Here is a 14,710-nt window from a genome sequence, read left to right on the forward strand (position 1 = left end):
CGGCCACGAGCGCGTAGGCTGGTGTTGACGATCCTGCCCGGCAGGAGGGGCCCGACCGAAGGAGCGCGCGTGGCAGTCTCGGCGTACATCCTCATCCAGACCGAGGTCGGCAAGGCGGCCGACGTCGCGGAGCAGGTGGCGGAGATCGACGGGGTCAGCGAAGCATCGGACGTGACCGGCCCCTACGACGTGATCGTCCGTGCCGAAGCCGGCAACGTCGACGAGCTCGGCAAGATGGTCGTCTCCAAGATCCAGGCCATCGACGGGATCACCCGGACCTTGACCTGCCCCGTCGTGCACCTGTAGCGCTCAGGGGGCGTAATGGGCCTCCTCCCGGGCCGCCTCCAGGGCGAGCTCCAGGAGGCGGCTGACCAGGTCCGGGTACTTCAACCCTTCGGCTTCCCACAGCCGCGGGAACATCGAGCTGGGGGTGAACCCCGGGATGGTGTTGATCTCGTTGACGAACACCGCCCCGTCGCCCCGCAGGAAGAAGTCGATGCGGGCCATCCCCCGGCAGCCGATCGCGAGGTACGCCTGGCGCGCCAGGTCGCGGATCCGGACGGTGAGCGCCTCGGGCAGCTCCGCCGGCAGAATCAGCTCGGAGGCGTCGAGGTACTTGGCCTCGAAGTCGTAGAACTCGTGGCTGGGCACGATCTCGCCCGGCAGCGTCGTGTGGACCTCGGCGTTACCGAGCACGCCGACCTCGACCTCCCGGACCTCCTCGATCCCCTCTTCGACGATCGCGACCCGGTCGTAGCCGAACGCCTCCTGAAGTCCGGCCTCGAGGTCGTCGCGCCCGGTCACCTTGGTGATTCCGATCGACGAGCCTTGCCGCGCCGGTTTGGCGAACATCGGGTACTTGAGCGCCCCGTCGATCTCGTCGAGGAGCGCGCCACGTTCATCGACCCACCGTTCGTAGCGCACCGGCAGGTATGGGACCTGCGGTAGCCCGCGTGCCTTGAAGGCGCTCTTCATGGCGCGCTTGTCGATGCCCAGCGACGACGCGGTCACATCGGCACCGACGTACGGCACGCTGACCGACGCCAGCAGCCCCTGCACGGTGCCGTCCTCGCCGTAGGGTCCGTGCAGCACCGGGAAAGCAACGTCGATCGGCGAGACGGTGTCGTAGCGCTCTTGGTCGGGATCGGTCGCGTCGAACGAGACCAGCACCGGCCCATGGCGATCGAGGATGCACGCGACCGTGGGCCCGTCGCTGTCCACCTCGGGCAGGGCTCGGCCGGGACGGGCCTGGATGTCACCGTTGGTGAGCACCCAGCGTCCTTCCTTGGTGATCCCGACCGGGACGACCGCGTAGCGGTCGTGGTCGATCGCCTCCAGCACCGACCGGGCCGAGAGGCACGACACCTGGTGCTCGCTGGACCGTCCCCCGTAGAGGATCAGCACGCGTTGTCCCATCCGTCCTCCCGAGTGTCGCCAGCGGCGATCCCCACTCGGATCGAACCGTAGGTCATCGACCACGTGGATCCCCACCGGCTCGCGGACGACCAGGCGTTGCGGCGGCGGTCACCGCCGGCGGGGAGTCGCGTGCAACCGCGACGGTGGCTCGCCTACCGTGCCCGCTCCGGCCGACCGAGGACGCCCCAAGTGACAGGGCAAGTGGCAGGGATCGACTTCGCGGGCCGCGTGGCGATCGTCACCGGCGCGGGCGGAGGGCTGGGCCGAAGCCACGCGGCGCTCCTGGCCAGCCGCGGCGCCAAGGTCGTGGTCAACGACCTGGGGGTCAGCCGCCACGGCGAGGGCGGCACCGCCAAGGTGGCCGACGCAGTGGTGGCCGAGATCACCGACGCCGGGGGGGAGGCGGTCGCCAACCACGACGGCGTGCACACCTGGGAAGGCGGGCAGGCGATCATCCGGGCGGCGCTGGACGCGTTCGGGCGAGTGGACATCGTCGTGAACAACGCGGGGATCCTCCGGGACGTGTCGTTCAAGAACCTCACTGCCGACCAGCTCGAGACGGTCTTGAAGGTGCATCTGTACGGCGCGTTCCACGTGACCAAGGCGGCGTGGCCGTACCTGCGCGACAACAGCTACGGGCGGGTCATCAACACGACCTCGGGATCGGGGCTGTACGGCAACTTCGGTCAGGCCAACTACGCCGCCGCCAAGATGGGCGTGGTCGGTCTGACCCGGGCGCTCGCACAGGAAGGGGCCAAGTACAACATCACCTCCAATGCGATCGCGCCGATCGCGGCCTCACGCCTGACCGAGGATGTCCTCGCACCGCAGCTGCTCCAGCGACTCGATCCTGCCTTCGTCTCACCTCTCGTGGCACACCTGGCCTGGGAAGGCTGTACCGAGACGGGGCGGATCTACTACGCCGGCGGCGGCTACTACGCGCGGGTGGCGATCGTGGAGGGCACAGGCCACGTCTTCGACCACGTGCCGCAGGTGGAGGAGCTCGCCGAGCACTGGTCACAGATCGCGTCGATCGATGGCGCCCGCGAGTACGCCAACCTCAGCGAGTCCACCTTCGGGGTGGCGCAGGCGTTGAGGATCGACTCCACCCCCGGTGCGACCTAGACCCGACCTCGACCCTGACCTGGCGCGCGCCACTACAGTCGCCGCGGCGTCGGGGAGGACGACAGCTGAGGCACGAGGTCGTGGCGGTGGTGCCGTTCCGGGCTCCCGGCCGGGGCAAGACCCGCCTCGAGGTCCGGGCGGGCGCCCCCGGCCTGTCGCCGAGTCAGCGCGCGACGTTGAGCCGTGCGATGCTCGCCGACGTCAGCGCCGCGCTGGCGTGCTCATCGGTCGACCGGGTGGTGGTCGCCGCGGCGGGGCGTCGAGCAGCGGCTGCGGCCGCGGCCCTCGGACTCGAGGTGCGCCTGGACCCACCCGAGGCGCACGGCCTCAACGCGGCGCTGGCGGCTGTGACGACGCAGCTCGACGCCGCGACCATGGTGGTGGTGGCCGCTGATCTTCCGTCCCTGCGCGGCGACGAGGTCGATGCCCTGCTGGCCACCGACGCCGACGTCGCAGTTGCACCCACCGCGGACGGGGGGACCGGAGGGCTTGTCCGTCGACCGCCGGATGTCATCCCCGCGGCGTACGGCGTCGGGTCGGCCGCCCGTCACCGTGCACTGGCCGCCGCCGCCCGCCTGCGATCGGCCGAGCACGACCTTCCCGGTTTCCGCCGGGACGTGGACACCTGGGAGGACCTGTACGACCTGCTGACAGGCCCGGTCGGCGCCGCGACCGCCGCGGTCCTCGCTCGGCTGTCCGACCGGCTGTTGTCGCAGCCACCAGCGTCAGGGGCGGAGTTGTCTCTGGCGGGCCTCGACGACCTTCCGCAGCCGCCGCAGCAGCACGTGGTTGCGGAGCCACAGCAGCCGGTCGACCACCGGGGCCACCAGCCGGTGTGACGCAGGCCCGGCCACCAGGTACTCCTCGATCTCCACCAGCGTCACCTGGCCGTGGGGACGGAGACGGAAGATCGTCTCGTTGATGGCCAGCGGCATCATCGAGGGGCGGACGACCAGCCGGCGGGGTGGTTCGGTCTCAACGGCGACGGTCTTGTCGCGGATCAGCGTGACGCCGAGGCCGAGGCTGTGGTGGAAGACCGACCCCGGTTCAGGCCATCGGGGGTCGAACCGGCGGATGGTCCTCGTGCCCGCGACAAAGTAGGCGTAGGCGCGGGGATCGGCCAGAACGGCGAACACCCGGTCGGGCGTCGCCTTGCAGGTCGTCCGGTTGCGTGCCATGGAGGCCCCCTCACAGGCCGAGGACGGTCCGGGCCAGGCGGTCTCTGAGCGCGGTCGGCACCAGCGGTCCCCCCCATCGCAGCGCGACCGCCTCGGCACCCACCCAGTAGTTCGCTCGGGGGCGCCCCGCGGTGAGCGCCGTGCCGATGACCTCTGCGACGGCCTCTGGGGGGTGCATCCGCCCGACGAGGGCATGCAGGATACGTCGCGCGCGGTCGTAGGCGGTCTCGAAGTGCGAACCCGCGCGGTGACGGAGCAGATCGTCTTCGGCCTTCCGCCAGATGTCGGTCTCGATGCCTCCGGGTTCGATCAGGACGACTTCCACCCCGAAGGACGACACCTCGATCCGGAGAGCATCGCTGACGGCGGAGAGCGCGGCCTTGCTGGCTTGGTACCAGCCGGTCAGGGGTCCGGTGAGGTGCACGAGCGACGACGAGACGTTCACGATCCGACCTTCGGACCGTTCGCGCATGGCCGGTAACGCCAGACGCGCGAGGCGCATCGGCGCGACCACCATCGTCTCGAGTTGGCGCAGGGCATCGCCCGGCGGGACGTCCACGACGGTCCCCACGTTGTAGTACCCGGCGTTGTTGACCAGCCCGTACAACGTCCGATCCGCCATCGCGCGCTCGCACGCGTCGGCGTCGGTGACGTCGAACAGCATCGGCTCGACCTCCACCCCCGCCTGCTCGGCGGCCTCGACCAACCTCTCGGCCTTGTGCTGCGTGCGGGCTGAACCGAGGACGTGGAAGCCCAGCTCGGACAGGTGCAGGGCGGTGGCCAGCCCGATGCCGGAGGTGGCACCGGTGACGAGGACGGAGCGGGACATGGTGGCATCTTCGGTCGGCGGCGTTCGGTCGCTGTGTGGATCAGCCCGTCGACGGAGGGTGGCCTGTCAGCACGTCACCGTGTCCCCGCGATCGGCCCAGCGTTACTGCGGATGCACTTCCCAACGACGCGCAGCCGAGCGGGATGGCAGGGCCTCCTCGGAGAGGAAGTCGACGTCGGGGCGCTGCGCCAGCCGCGACGTCAGCTCCAGGACGGCAGTTGGGCGGCCGTAGAGGGTCATGCCCATGGCGACCCGGTCGCCGAAGGGTCGCAGGTCCAACTGCATCAGGCTGATGTCGGCATCGCCGACCAGGGCGCGCACCGCGGTGGCCGCCGACAGGTCACGGACGATCAGTTGCACGTTGATGTCCGAGCGACGTCGAGCGCCCAGGACCAGGCCGCCGACCCACTCGAGAGGCCACAGGACCACCACCGTGATGATCACCAACGCCAACCCGGTGGCGTACGCACCGATGCCGGCGTTCAACCCTGCTGCCGCCGACCCCCACAGTGCCGCGGCCGTCGTGAGCCCGTGCGGCTTGCCGCCGGCCGCGAAGATCGCTCCACCGCCCAGGAAGCCGATGCCCGACACGATCTGTGCCGCGACGCGCGACTCGTCGACGTCGAACGGGAAGTTCGTCACCGACGCGTACGCGAACGCAGCCGCGGCCACGCCGACGACGATGTTGGTCCGAAGACCGGCGGGCTTGGCGCGAAGTTCCCGGTCCAGGCCGATCCCCGCCGCGAACGCCGCAGCCACCATCAGTCGCACGAACGGTGTCCAGTCCACGACCACCTCCGGGTCGGGGCGATCGACGCTCGTCAGCGTCCTGCCTGCTCCCGCTCCCAACGGGCTCTGCGGATCCGCCCGCGCCGCCACGCGAACCCCGCGCCGACCGCCATCCCGAAGACGAACGACCCGAGGAGGAGCACGATCAACGGGATCCCCTCACCGGGGAAGGCGCCTCCTCTGCCGCCCCACAGCCACTCGATCGGGACCGGGTGAAGGTTGTCCAGCGACAACAGCATGAACAGCAGCGCGAGGACACCGAGCACGACCCGACCGACGGTCTGCGACAATGGCGCCGGTTCGGTGGGGGCTGGGCGTGGCTCTGGGCGCCCCTCCTGCTGTGGTGGACGTTCCGCTCCGGCCCGCTGATCTGCGTCCCCCGTCTCGTCGTCGCGACCACTCGCCATGTTCGCCTCCCTCCGACGACTGGAGCGCCGATGTGGCCCACTGCCGCCGACGCTACTTCAGCCCCCATCGCGCGCCGGCGACGTCGGTACGGGGCGACAAGTGGCGGGATACGCTGCGCCCGCTCGTCGGCAGGGAGCCAGCTGCGTTGCCCCAGGGGACGGTCAAGAGCTACGACCCGATCACCAACGAGGCCGTCATCCTCGACGATCAGCTCAATGAGCTGGTGGTGGATCGCGAGGTCTTCGCGGCGTCGGGGCTGCGGGAGCTGCGACTGGGCCAGCGTGTCCGGTTCGAACTCGACGAAGAAGACGACGCCCCGCAGGTCACGAACCTGAACATCGTCAGCCTATGAGGAGCGGGCTGCCGGGGCGGCCGTCGGCGTTCGCAGCGTCGTGACGGTTACTCGATGGCGGTGACCTCATCGACGACCGCTGCGCTCCGCGCCAACAGGCCCTGGCCGTGCTCCAGGCCCTGCTGCTCGGCCCACCCTCGGGTCGCTTCCAGGGTCTGGCGCAGCCGCTGTGCTGCATCCGGGGCGACCGACCCGTACTCGGCGAGTGCCGCGGACGCGACCTTGTCCGGTCCGAGCTGGACCAGCTCGCGGACCAGACCTTGCGGCTCGGGTCCATCGCGGTAGGCCAGCGCGACGGCCGTGGCGAACTCATGCGACCCATCGTCGCCGTCGGAGGCGATGATCGCCAGGTGCATCAGCGCCTTCGCCGAGAGGCGGTCGGTGTCGGCGACAGCCTCGACGATCTCGGCGTAGGGGCCGAGCTCGTCGGCGGTGAGCAGCGTGCCGGGCAGGCGCAGGTACTTGGCACGGACCGGGACGTTCTGGTGGACCTCGAGGTCGACGGGAGGCTCTGCCTGGGTCAGCCAGTCACGCAACTGCCGTGCCGCGTCCCAGTAGGCCGCGGCGCCACCGTCGCGGGCGGCCCCCGGTGTGGCGATCACCTTGGCCGGATCCACCGTGAAGGTGATCAGGCCCCGGCCATGCTCGCCGATGTGGGTCCGGGCGTGATCCAGCGACAGGTACGCCGAGACCCGGCGGCCGTGAGCGTAGGTCCCCGGAGCCTGGCGATCCTCGACGCCGGGGGGACCCAACCGGTCGCTGAGGTCCGCCCGGGTGCGCAGCCCCTGCTCCTCGATCAGCGGCAGGCGGCGCAGTCGGGTCAGGTGCCAGACGGTGACACGGGCCACGTGATGCCTCCATCGTTGGCCGCGCCCTAGCGCCGCCGGGCGCGGACCTCTCGCCGGTCGAGCTCGGCGACCAACCGCTCCAGCTGCTGCTCGGCGCGGGCCAGGTCGTCCTGCGCGGACTGGGAGATGGCGATCAACTGCCGTTGCCACCGGCCCCTGGCGTCCCGGGACAGCCTGACGTCGTCGAGGCGCGCGTGGACGTCGCGGAGTCGGCGCGTCAGCGCCAGGACGCGGTCGGCGTCGAGCAGGCTGGCGTCGTCGCCAGCTCTGCTGTCTCGCCCACCCTGGTGGTCGCCCACGCGGCCTAGGGTAACCGCGGCGGGAGGGGCGACCGGAGAGGCCACGGCGTGCGCTACGTCAACCTCGGTGCGAGCGGCGTGAAGGTCAGCGTGCTCGCGCTCGGATCGTGGCTCACCTACGGGGGGACGGTCGAGGACCGGGTCGCGCGCGAGTGCGTCGGCGTCGCGCTCGACAGCGGCGTGAACCTCATCGACACCGCCGACGTGTACAAGTGCGGCGAGGCCGAGCGGGTCCTCGGCGACCTGCTCAGCGGCCGCGACCGGCGGCACGTCGTGCTCGCCACCAAGGTCTACTTCCCGATGAGCGACGACGTGAACGACCGCGGGTTGTCACGCAAGCACGTGACCGAGTCGATCGACGCGTCGCTGCGGCGCCTGCGCACCGACTACGTCGACCTCTACCAGTGCCACCGCTACGACACGACCACGCCGACCGATGAGGTGGTGGCCACGATGGGTGATCTGGTCCGCCGGGGGAAGGTGCTCTACTGGGGCGTGTCGATGTGGCGCCCGGAACGGATCGTGGAGGCCTGCACCCTCGCCGACGCGCTCAACGTCCCACGGCCCGTCAGCAACCAGCCGGTCTACTCGCTGCTGGAGCGTGGCATCGAGTCGGCGGTGCTGCCGATCAGCCGTGAGTACGGACTGGGTCAGATCGCCTACAGCCCGCTGGCCCAAGGTGTCCTCACCGGGAAGTACAGCGGCGGGGACGTGCCGCGAGGATCCCGCGCCGCCGGCGAGGCCCGTCGCTTCGTCGAGCGCTACCTGGACGAGGCGTCCCTGGACAAGGTCGACCGCATGGGTCGGCTGGCCGCCGAACTCGACCTCAGCCACGCACAGCTGGCGCTGGCGTGGGTGCTTCACCAGGACGGCGTCGCCTCGGCCATCTTCGGGGCGTCCCGCCCCGAGCAGGTCCGCGAGAACGTCGCGTCCGCGGAGGTCGAGTTGGACCGGGACACGCTCGACCGCCTCGACGAGCTGTTCGCGAGCTGACCGCGGCCGACGTCACAGCGGAGGCACGCCCCGCACCGGGACGGGATCGCCGCGGTCACGCAGGTCACGTTCGTCGGCGGCCTCCACCTCGTCGCGTCGGATGCCCAGCACGAACAGCACCGCGTCGAGGTAGGGGACCGACACGCTGGTGTCGGCAGCTTCCCGGACCGCGGGTTTGGCGTTGAACGCCACGCCGAGTCCAGCCCGCGCCAGCATGTCCAGGTCGTTGGCGCCGTCCCCGATCGCCACGGTCTGTTCGAGCGGGATGTTCTCGCGGCGGGCGACCTCCTCGAGGACGTCGGCCTTGGCGGCGCGGTCGAGGACGCGCCCGATCAGCCGGCCGGTGACCCGCCCGTCGACGATCTGCAGCTCGTTGGCGTAGCAGTGGGCGATCCCGAGCTCCGCCGCCAGCGGGTCGGTGAAGAGCGAGAAGCCGCCGGACACGATCGCGACCTGGAAGCCCAGACGCTTCAGGGTCCGCACGAACGTCCGCGCGCCGGGTGTGAGCCGCACACGTGCCCGGACCCGCTCCAGTGCGTCACGGTCGAGTCCGGCCAGTAGCGCCACCCGGGCGCGGAGAGCCTCACCGAAGTCGAGTTCGCCCGCCATCGCCCGTTCGGTGACGTCGCGGACACGGTCGGCGGTGCCCGCCTCCTCGGCCAACAGATCGATCACCTCGTCCTGGATCAGGGTCGAGTCGACGTCCATCACCACCAGGCGCTTCGCGCGCCGTTCGAGCCCCTCACGCTGGACCGCCACGTCGATCGCGTGCTCGGCGGCGGCGTGCAGCAGCCCGGCGCGCAGCGTGTCCGCGTGGCCGCCGGACACCACGAGTTCGTAGCTGACGACGGGATAGCGCGACAGGCGCACGATCCGGTCGATGTTGGCTCCGGCACCGGCGATCCGGTGCGCGACCGCGGCCAGCGCCGCCGCGGTCAGGGGCGCCCCGATCACCGTCACCGCGTAGCGCTGGCGCGGCGGCGTCGCGACGTGCGCCTCGACGGGTTCGAAGTCGACCTCGAGCCCGCGTTCCCAGCCCAGGAACAGGATGTCCTTCACGACCCGGTCACTGGTCCGGTCCCCGCCGGCCGGCAGACCAACCAGCAAGTCGAGGGTGAGGCGATCGCGGGTGGTGACCTGCTCCATGTCGTAGACGTCCACGCCGCCGGCCGCCAGGACGTCCAGGAGGGCTGCGGTGATGCCGGGCTGGTCACGTCCCGAGACGCGAACGAGGAGGGTCCGCCGGTCGTCCATCCGCGCGAGCGTACCGACGGTCACCGCGTCCTCGGACGGGCAGTGGTCACTGCCAGCCACCACGGCCGTCGCGACCGTCGATGCACGCCGGGATCCGCGGTCGGCCGTCCGGCGCCGGCCGCCCCTACACTGCGCCGCCATGCGTCCTCGGACGGCGCGTCCCCGCCGACCTGCGATCCTGACCGCACAGCTGCTCGCGGCAGGCGCTCTCGCCGTCCTCGCCGCCGGGACGCTGATGACGGCGAGCCGGCTGGGAGAGCCGGTCCCGGCGCCGCTCCCAGCGCCCGAGCCGCTGCCCGAGCCGCCTGCCCCACCGACCTCCGCGCCGGTCGCCGCTGCCCCCACCCCGTCGCCCACCCCGACCCTGCACCCGCTGGTGGACCGCAGCAGCGTCGGGGCGCCGTGGGGAACGGTGGCCGGCGTGCTGCAGTTCCGTGGGAACCCCACCCGGACGTGGTACGGGCTCGGTCCGGTTCCGTCCTCCCCGCAGGTGCGCTGGCGGTACCCGGACGAGCCGATGTGCACCGACGAGCCGATCCGCTCCCGGGCGGGGACCGCCGACCCGCCGGTGAAGCGCTGGTGCGGCACCGGGTGGACCGGTCAGCCGGCGGTGTGGGAACGCCCCGACGGCGTGGTCGAGGTTGTCGTCGGTGCGTACGACGGGGCGGTGCACTTCATCAGCGCGACGTCGGGCCGGGCGCTGCGACCGCCGTTCGAGACCGGCCACATCATCAAAGGCTCGGTGACGCTCGACCCCGATGGGTTCCCCCTGCTGTACACCGGGTCGCGCGACGGCTACCTGCGGGTGGTGGCGCTCGACCGTGACGGCCCGACGCAGCTGTGGGCGCTTCCGGCCAACCGCAGCCGGATCTGGAACGACGACTGGGACGGCAACCCCACGATCGTCGACGGGTTGCTGGTCACCGGCGGGGAGGACGGCTGGTTCTACGTGATCGACCTCAAGCGCGGCTACGACGCGGCGGGCCGGGTCACCGTCGACCCGACGGTCGTCGTGCAGCTGCCCGGCTGGGATCAAAAGCTGCTCCGCGCAGTCGGGGATCGCAACGTCAGCTTCGAGAGCTCCGTCGCGATCTTCGAGGGCCACGCGTTCGTCGCGAACTCCGCGGGGCGCGTGATCGGGTACGACCTCAGCCAGGTCCGCGACGGCCACGCGCCCGTGGTGTTCGAGTACTGGACCGGTGACGACACCGACGCGACGATCGTCATCGACCGTGACGGGATGCTGTACGTGGCATCGGAGCTCGAGCGCCGGACCGCCCGTGGCCGACAGGTCGGCCAGCTCGTCAAGCTGGACCGCGACCGCCCGGGTGACCCGCGGGTGTGGGGGCTGGACGTTCCCGCTCGCCCGGGCGCCCCCGCGAACGAACCCGGGGGGATCTGGGGAACACCGGCCCTGCACGAGGGTGTCCTGTACGTCACCACCCACGCCGGCGACCTGTTGGCGGTCGACAGCGCCGACGGACAGGTCGTGTGGCGGGAACCCATCGGGTACCACGAGTGGTCATCGCCCGTGGTCGTCGACGACACGCTGATCGTGGGTGCGTGCCAACGCGCCGGGATGTTGGCGTTCGATGTCCGCGATCCGCGCCGTCCGCGACCCCGCTGGTCGGTGCAGCTGGGCGGCTGCGTGGAGAGCACCCCGGCGGTGTGGCGGGGCGGGATCTACGTCGGGTCCCGCGACGGCTTCGTGTACGCGGTCGGAGACCGCTGAGCGACCCGGCCTACGCTTTCGTCCCCATGGTGACGTCCAACCCGGCACTGGATGAGCTCGGCGGTTACCCGCTGGCGGCCCTGCAGGACCTGGCCGAGGACCTCCGCGCTGACGGCCAGCCGGTCTACGACTTCTCGATCGGTGACCCCGACGAACCCACTCCGGACTTCATCCGCCACGCACTGGTGGACGCGCTCGGCCCGGTCAGCCGGTACCCGACCGTGACCGGGCGGCGCGAGCTGCGCGCCGCTGTCGCCGCCTGGTTCGCCCGCCGCCATGGGGTCGAGGTCGACCCGGATCGTCACGTCCTGCCCAGCGCCGGGAGCAAGGAGGCCATCTTCCACCTCCCGCTCGTGGTCGTGGATCCGCACGGCGACCGCCGCGGCGTGCTGTGGGGCGAACCCGGCTACCCCGTGTACGCCCGCGGTGCCCAGTTCGCCGGCGGGATGTCCGACCCGGTGCAGCTCACCGCCGAGCGCGACTGGCTGCTGGAGCTCGAGGAGGTCGACCCCACACGGCTGGCCCAGGCATGCGTGGCGTGGGTGAACTACCCGCAGAACCCGACCGGCGCTGCGGCCGACCGCGACTACTACCGCCGCCAGCTCGAGGTCGCCCGCGCCCACGACATCCTGCTGTGCTCCGACGAGTGCTACCAGGAACTGTGGTTCGACCACCCCGCCCCGTCGCTGCTGGAGGTGTGCGACGGGGACCTGACCGGGGTGCTGGCGTTCGTGTCGCTGTCGAAGCGCTCGGGGATGACCGGGTACCGGGCCGGAGCGATCGTCGGGGACCCGGAGCTGATCGCCCGGCAGCGTGTGCTGCGGCCCAACGTCGGGACCGCGCCCCAGACGTTCGTGCAGGCCGCTGCGATCGCGGCGTGGGCCGATCAGGACCACGTCGACGAGCGGCGCGCCATCTTCGCCGCCAAACGCGCGGTGATGCTGCCGTTTCTGGCGTCCCGCGGGATCGCGGTGTCCGGGAGCGACGCGACGTTCTACGTGTGGTTCCGCGCGCCCGGACGCGACGACGCCGCCTACGTCGAGGGCCTGCTCGCCGAGCGGGTGATCGCCTCGCCGGGACGTTCGTTCGGGCCATCCGGCGCCGGGTGGGTGCGCCTGGCGCTGGTGCCCAGCGCCGCGGAGTGCGAAGCGGCGGTGGAGCGGTGGGCGACGGCGATCGACGCGGGGCGGCTGCCCACCTGACCCAGCGCTGCGCTCCACCCACGGTTGGTAGCGTCGGCGCGATCGACGCGGAGGCCGACCGTGACCGAAGAGCTGCGCCGCACCGTCCGCGAAGCGTTCGACGCCGGTGGGGACGCGTGGGATGGGCTCGAGGTCCGCGACGCGGTCGCGCAGACGATGGCGCTGCTGGACCGTGGAGAGCTGCGCGTCGCCGATCCGCCGGCGGACGAGGACGGCGAGTGGACCGTGAACTCGTGGGTGCGCGAGGCGATCCTGCTGTACTTCCGCCAGGCCGAGATGATGCGCATGGAGGCCGGGACGTTCCAGTACCACGACAAGATCCCCGTGAAGACCGGCCACGCCGACAACGGGGTGCGGGTGGTGCCACCCGGCACGGCCCGCTACGGGTCGTTCCTGGAGCCTGGCGTGGTCATGATGCCCAGCTACGTCAACATCGGGGCGTGGGTGGGGTCGGGGACCATGGTCGACACGTGGGCCACCGTGGGGTCGTGCGCGCAGATCGGCCGTGACGTGCATCTGTCGGGCGGGGTGGGGATCGGCGGCGTCCTGGAGCCGCCCGGGGCCGACCCCGTCATCGTGGAGGACGGCGCGTTCATCGGGTCGCGGTGCGTGGTGGTGGAAGGCGCGCGCATCGGTCGGGAAGCCGTGCTCGGGGCGCTGACCGTGATCACCGCATCGACCCCGATCATCGACGTCCGCAGCGACGAGCCGTCGACCGCACGCGGCGTGGTGCCGCCACGCGCGGTGGTCGTGCCCGGGATGCGACCCCGGGACTTCCCGGCCGGGACCTACCACCTACCGTGCGCGCTGATCATCGGTGAGCGCACGGCGTCGACGGACCGCAAGACGTCCCTGAACCAGGCGCTGCGGGACTTCCAGGTACAGACATGACCCCCGCACCGTTCGACCTGCCCGGACGCCTCGTCGAGCTCTGCGCACAGCTGTCGGTCACCGGCCACGAGGCGCCGCTCACCGACGCGCTCGAGGAACGCTACGCGTCGGTGGCCACGATCCACCGGGTCGGCGACAGCCTGGTGGTGGGCGGGTCGGGTGAGGGCCCCCTGATCCTGCTGGTGGGGCACCTCGACGTGGTCCCACCCACCGAGGAGGACGCCGAGGCCCGCGTCGAGGACCGTGGCGACGGAGCCGTGGTCGTCGGGCGGGGCGCGTCGGACATGAAAGGCGGCATCGCCGTGGCGGAGGCCCTGTTCGCCGATGAGGCGCTGCGCGCCCGGTCGCCGTACGACCTGGCGCTGGTGCTGTACGCCGGTGAGGAAGGGCCAGAGGAAGCCAACGAGCTCGGGTCGGTCCTGGCTGCGCTGCCGTGGCTGTCGGACGCCAGCCTGGCGATCGTGCTCGAACCCACCGATCTGGAGGTCCAGGTCGGGTGCCTCGGTGGGTTGCACGCGGAGCTGTCGATCGTCGGCCGCCCCGCGCACTCAGCCCGTCCCTGGCTGGCGGACAACGCACTGACGAAGGCGGCGCCGCTCCTGGCCGAGCTGCACGATCCCGCCCCCCGCGACGTCGAGGTCGACGGGATCACGTTCCGTGACGTGCTCACCGCCACGCAGGCGTGGACCGACAACGCCCGCAACGTCATCCCCGGGCGCTTCACGATCAACGTCAACTACCGGTTCGGGCCCGACCGCACCCTCGACGAGGCCGAGGCCGAGCTGCGCGGCTGGGTCGCCGACCGCGCGGAGGTCACGATCGTGGACCGGGCGCCGCCCGCACCGCCGGGCCTGGACGCCCCCCTGGTCCGTGCGTTGGTGGAAGCGGTCGACGCTCCGGTCACCGGCAAACAGGCCTGGACGGACGTGGCGCGGTTCGCCGCTGCTGGCGTGCCGGCGGTCAACTACGGGCCGGGCATCACCGGCCAGGCGCACCGTGCCGGCGAGTACGTCCCGGTCGCCAACCTCGGGCACGTCCACGCGCGGCTGCGTTCTTTCCTCGCGACAGACCTCGAGACAGGCATCGCGACAGGAACGCACCAGGGGTGACGCGCGGTGCGTCACCCCTGGTACCCCCGAGCGGATTTGAACCGCCGTTACCGCCTTGAGAGGGCGGCGTCCTAGGCCGCTAGACGACGGGGGCGTGGGCCGGCTCGACGTGCGGCCGGCCGGTGCGCTCGGGGGGAAGGACTCGAACCCTCAATAACGGGGCCAGAACCCGTCGTGTTGCCAATTACACCACCCCCGAAAGCGAGGTCCCATCGTAACCGTGCCCGACAACAGCGGCCAACCTGTGCGACGCCCGCCCGCGGCAGCCGCCGAAGACCCGGCAGG

17 protein-coding genes and 2 tRNA genes are annotated in these 14,710 nt (G+C 71.5%); 9 read left to right on the forward strand and 10 right to left on the reverse strand.

What is annotated here, in order from left to right; translation table 11 throughout:
* Positions 1-69 precede the first annotated feature (69 nt).
* Positions 70-306, forward strand: a complete 237-nt coding sequence (locus KY462_14435) for an Lrp/AsnC ligand binding domain-containing protein (protein MBW3578908.1) — start codon at positions 70-72, stop codon at positions 304-306.
* Positions 307-309: 3 nt separating this feature from the next.
* Here KY462_14435 and KY462_14440 read toward each other — a convergent pair whose 3' ends face one another.
* A complete protein-coding gene (locus tag KY462_14440; GenBank protein ID MBW3578909.1) occupies positions 310-1,416 on the reverse strand; it encodes a D-alanine--D-alanine ligase in 1,107 nt (368 codons plus the stop codon).
* 201 nt (positions 1,417-1,617) lie between these two features.
* Between KY462_14440 and KY462_14445 the strand changes: the two genes are divergently transcribed.
* Both KY462_14445 and cofC read left to right on the forward strand, forming a co-directional pair.
* On the forward strand, positions 1,618-2,541 hold the full coding sequence (locus KY462_14445; GenBank protein ID MBW3578910.1) for an SDR family oxidoreductase: 924 nt from the start codon (positions 1,618-1,620) through the stop codon (positions 2,539-2,541).
* 80 nt (positions 2,542-2,621) lie between these two features.
* Positions 2,622-3,380: a 2-phospho-L-lactate guanylyltransferase gene (gene cofC, locus KY462_14450; GenBank protein MBW3578911.1), complete on the forward strand. Its 759-nt coding sequence runs from the start codon at positions 2,622-2,624 to the stop codon at positions 3,378-3,380.
* Here cofC and KY462_14455 read toward each other — a convergent pair.
* The 4 genes from KY462_14455 to KY462_14470 form a co-directional block, all read right to left on the reverse strand.
* Complete coding sequence (locus KY462_14455; GenBank protein ID MBW3578912.1) at positions 3,267-3,719, reverse strand: SRPBCC family protein; 453 nt, start codon at positions 3,717-3,719, stop codon at positions 3,267-3,269. The genes cofC and KY462_14455 overlap by 114 nt on opposite strands.
* Positions 3,720-3,729: 10 nt before the next feature.
* A complete protein-coding gene (locus tag KY462_14460; GenBank protein ID MBW3578913.1) occupies positions 3,730-4,548 on the reverse strand; it encodes an SDR family NAD(P)-dependent oxidoreductase in 819 nt (272 codons plus the stop codon).
* Between the two features lie 102 nt (positions 4,549-4,650).
* The gene (locus KY462_14465; GenBank protein ID MBW3578914.1) at positions 4,651-5,337 is read right to left on the reverse strand and encodes an MgtC/SapB family protein; all 687 of its coding nucleotides are present in this window, start codon (positions 5,335-5,337) and stop codon (positions 4,651-4,653) included.
* Positions 5,338-5,369: 32 nt separating this feature from the next.
* Positions 5,370-5,744 (reverse strand): hypothetical protein, encoded by a 375-nt coding sequence (locus tag KY462_14470; GenBank protein ID MBW3578915.1) that lies wholly within the window; start codon positions 5,742-5,744, stop codon positions 5,370-5,372.
* Positions 5,745-5,890: 146 nt separating this feature from the next.
* On the opposite strand from KY462_14470, the gene KY462_14475 reads away from it, so the two are divergent.
* Entirely contained in the window at positions 5,891-6,097 is a 207-nt protein-coding gene (locus KY462_14475) for a cold-shock protein (GenBank protein MBW3578916.1), read from the forward strand.
* A 47-nt stretch (positions 6,098-6,144) separates the two neighbouring features.
* On the opposite strand, the gene KY462_14480 is transcribed toward KY462_14475, so the two are convergent.
* Positions 6,145-6,945, reverse strand: a complete 801-nt coding sequence (locus KY462_14480; GenBank protein MBW3578917.1) for a hypothetical protein — start codon at positions 6,943-6,945, stop codon at positions 6,145-6,147.
* Between the two features lie 26 nt (positions 6,946-6,971).
* Positions 6,972-7,244, reverse strand: coding sequence for a hypothetical protein (locus tag KY462_14485; GenBank protein MBW3578918.1), 273 nt, complete (start codon positions 7,242-7,244; stop codon positions 6,972-6,974).
* 48 nt (positions 7,245-7,292) lie between these two features.
* On the opposite strand from KY462_14485, the gene KY462_14490 reads away from it, so the two are divergent.
* Positions 7,293-8,237 carry an aldo/keto reductase family protein gene (locus tag KY462_14490; GenBank protein MBW3578919.1) on the forward strand — a complete coding sequence of 315 codons (945 nt, stop codon included), beginning with the start codon at positions 7,293-7,295 and terminating at the stop codon, positions 8,235-8,237.
* Between the two features lie 12 nt (positions 8,238-8,249).
* Here KY462_14490 and serB read toward each other — a convergent pair whose 3' ends face one another.
* A complete protein-coding gene (gene serB, locus KY462_14495; GenBank protein MBW3578920.1) occupies positions 8,250-9,491 on the reverse strand; it encodes a phosphoserine phosphatase SerB in 1,242 nt (413 codons plus the stop codon).
* Positions 9,492-9,630: 139 nt separating this feature from the next.
* Between serB and KY462_14500 the strand changes: the two genes are divergently transcribed.
* The 4 genes from KY462_14500 to dapE are packed head-to-tail and all read left to right on the forward strand — an operon-like array spanning position 9,631 to position 14,425.
* A complete protein-coding gene (locus tag KY462_14500) occupies positions 9,631-11,223 on the forward strand; it encodes a PQQ-binding-like beta-propeller repeat protein (GenBank protein ID MBW3578921.1) in 1,593 nt (530 codons plus the stop codon).
* A gap of 26 nt (positions 11,224-11,249) precedes the next feature.
* Positions 11,250-12,425 carry a succinyldiaminopimelate transaminase gene (gene dapC, locus KY462_14505; GenBank protein ID MBW3578922.1) on the forward strand — a complete coding sequence of 392 codons (1,176 nt, stop codon included), beginning with the start codon at positions 11,250-11,252 and terminating at the stop codon, positions 12,423-12,425.
* Positions 12,426-12,485: 60 nt separating this feature from the next.
* The gene (locus tag KY462_14510; GenBank protein ID MBW3578923.1) at positions 12,486-13,316 is read left to right on the forward strand and encodes a 2,3,4,5-tetrahydropyridine-2,6-dicarboxylate N-succinyltransferase; all 831 of its coding nucleotides are present in this window, start codon (positions 12,486-12,488) and stop codon (positions 13,314-13,316) included.
* Positions 13,313-14,425: a succinyl-diaminopimelate desuccinylase gene (gene dapE / locus KY462_14515; GenBank protein MBW3578924.1), complete on the forward strand. Its 1,113-nt coding sequence runs from the start codon at positions 13,313-13,315 to the stop codon at positions 14,423-14,425. Before KY462_14510 ends, dapE begins: the two co-directional genes overlap by 4 nt.
* A gap of 18 nt (positions 14,426-14,443) precedes the next feature.
* On the opposite strand, the gene KY462_14520 is transcribed toward dapE, so the two are convergent.
* A tRNA-Glu gene (locus KY462_14520) sits at positions 14,444-14,519 on the reverse strand.
* Positions 14,520-14,552: 33 nt separating this feature from the next.
* Positions 14,553-14,624: transfer RNA gene (locus KY462_14525), tRNA-Gln, on the reverse strand.
* Positions 14,625-14,710 lie beyond the last annotated feature (86 nt).

The sequence above is a fragment of the Actinomycetota bacterium genome, assembly GCA_019347675.1.
GTDB lineage: Bacteria > Actinomycetota > Nitriliruptoria > Nitriliruptorales > JAHWKO01 > JAHWKW01.

Bases quoted from the DNA above. Each gene is read 5' to 3' on its own strand.
- serB (MBW3578920.1), bottom strand. From the start codon at position 9,491: ATGGACGACCGGCGGACCCTCCTCGTTCGCGTCTCGGGACGTGACCAG.
- dapE (MBW3578924.1), top strand. From the start codon at position 13,313: ATGACCCCCGCACCGTTCGACCTGCCCGGACGCCTCGTCGAGCTCTGC.
- KY462_14460 (MBW3578913.1), bottom strand. From the start codon at position 4,548: ATGTCCCGCTCCGTCCTCGTCACCGGTGCCACCTCCGGCATCGGGCTG.
- dapC (MBW3578922.1), top strand. From the start codon at position 11,250: ATGGTGACGTCCAACCCGGCACTGGATGAGCTCGGCGGTTACCCGCTG.
- KY462_14455 (MBW3578912.1), bottom strand. From the start codon at position 3,719: ATGGCACGCAACCGGACGACCTGCAAGGCGACGCCCGACCGGGTGTTC.
- KY462_14440 (MBW3578909.1), bottom strand. From the start codon at position 1,416: ATGGGACAACGCGTGCTGATCCTCTACGGGGGACGGTCCAGCGAGCAC.
- KY462_14500 (MBW3578921.1), top strand. From the start codon at position 9,631: ATGCGTCCTCGGACGGCGCGTCCCCGCCGACCTGCGATCCTGACCGCA.
- KY462_14470 (MBW3578915.1), bottom strand. From the start codon at position 5,744: ATGGCGAGTGGTCGCGACGACGAGACGGGGGACGCAGATCAGCGGGCC.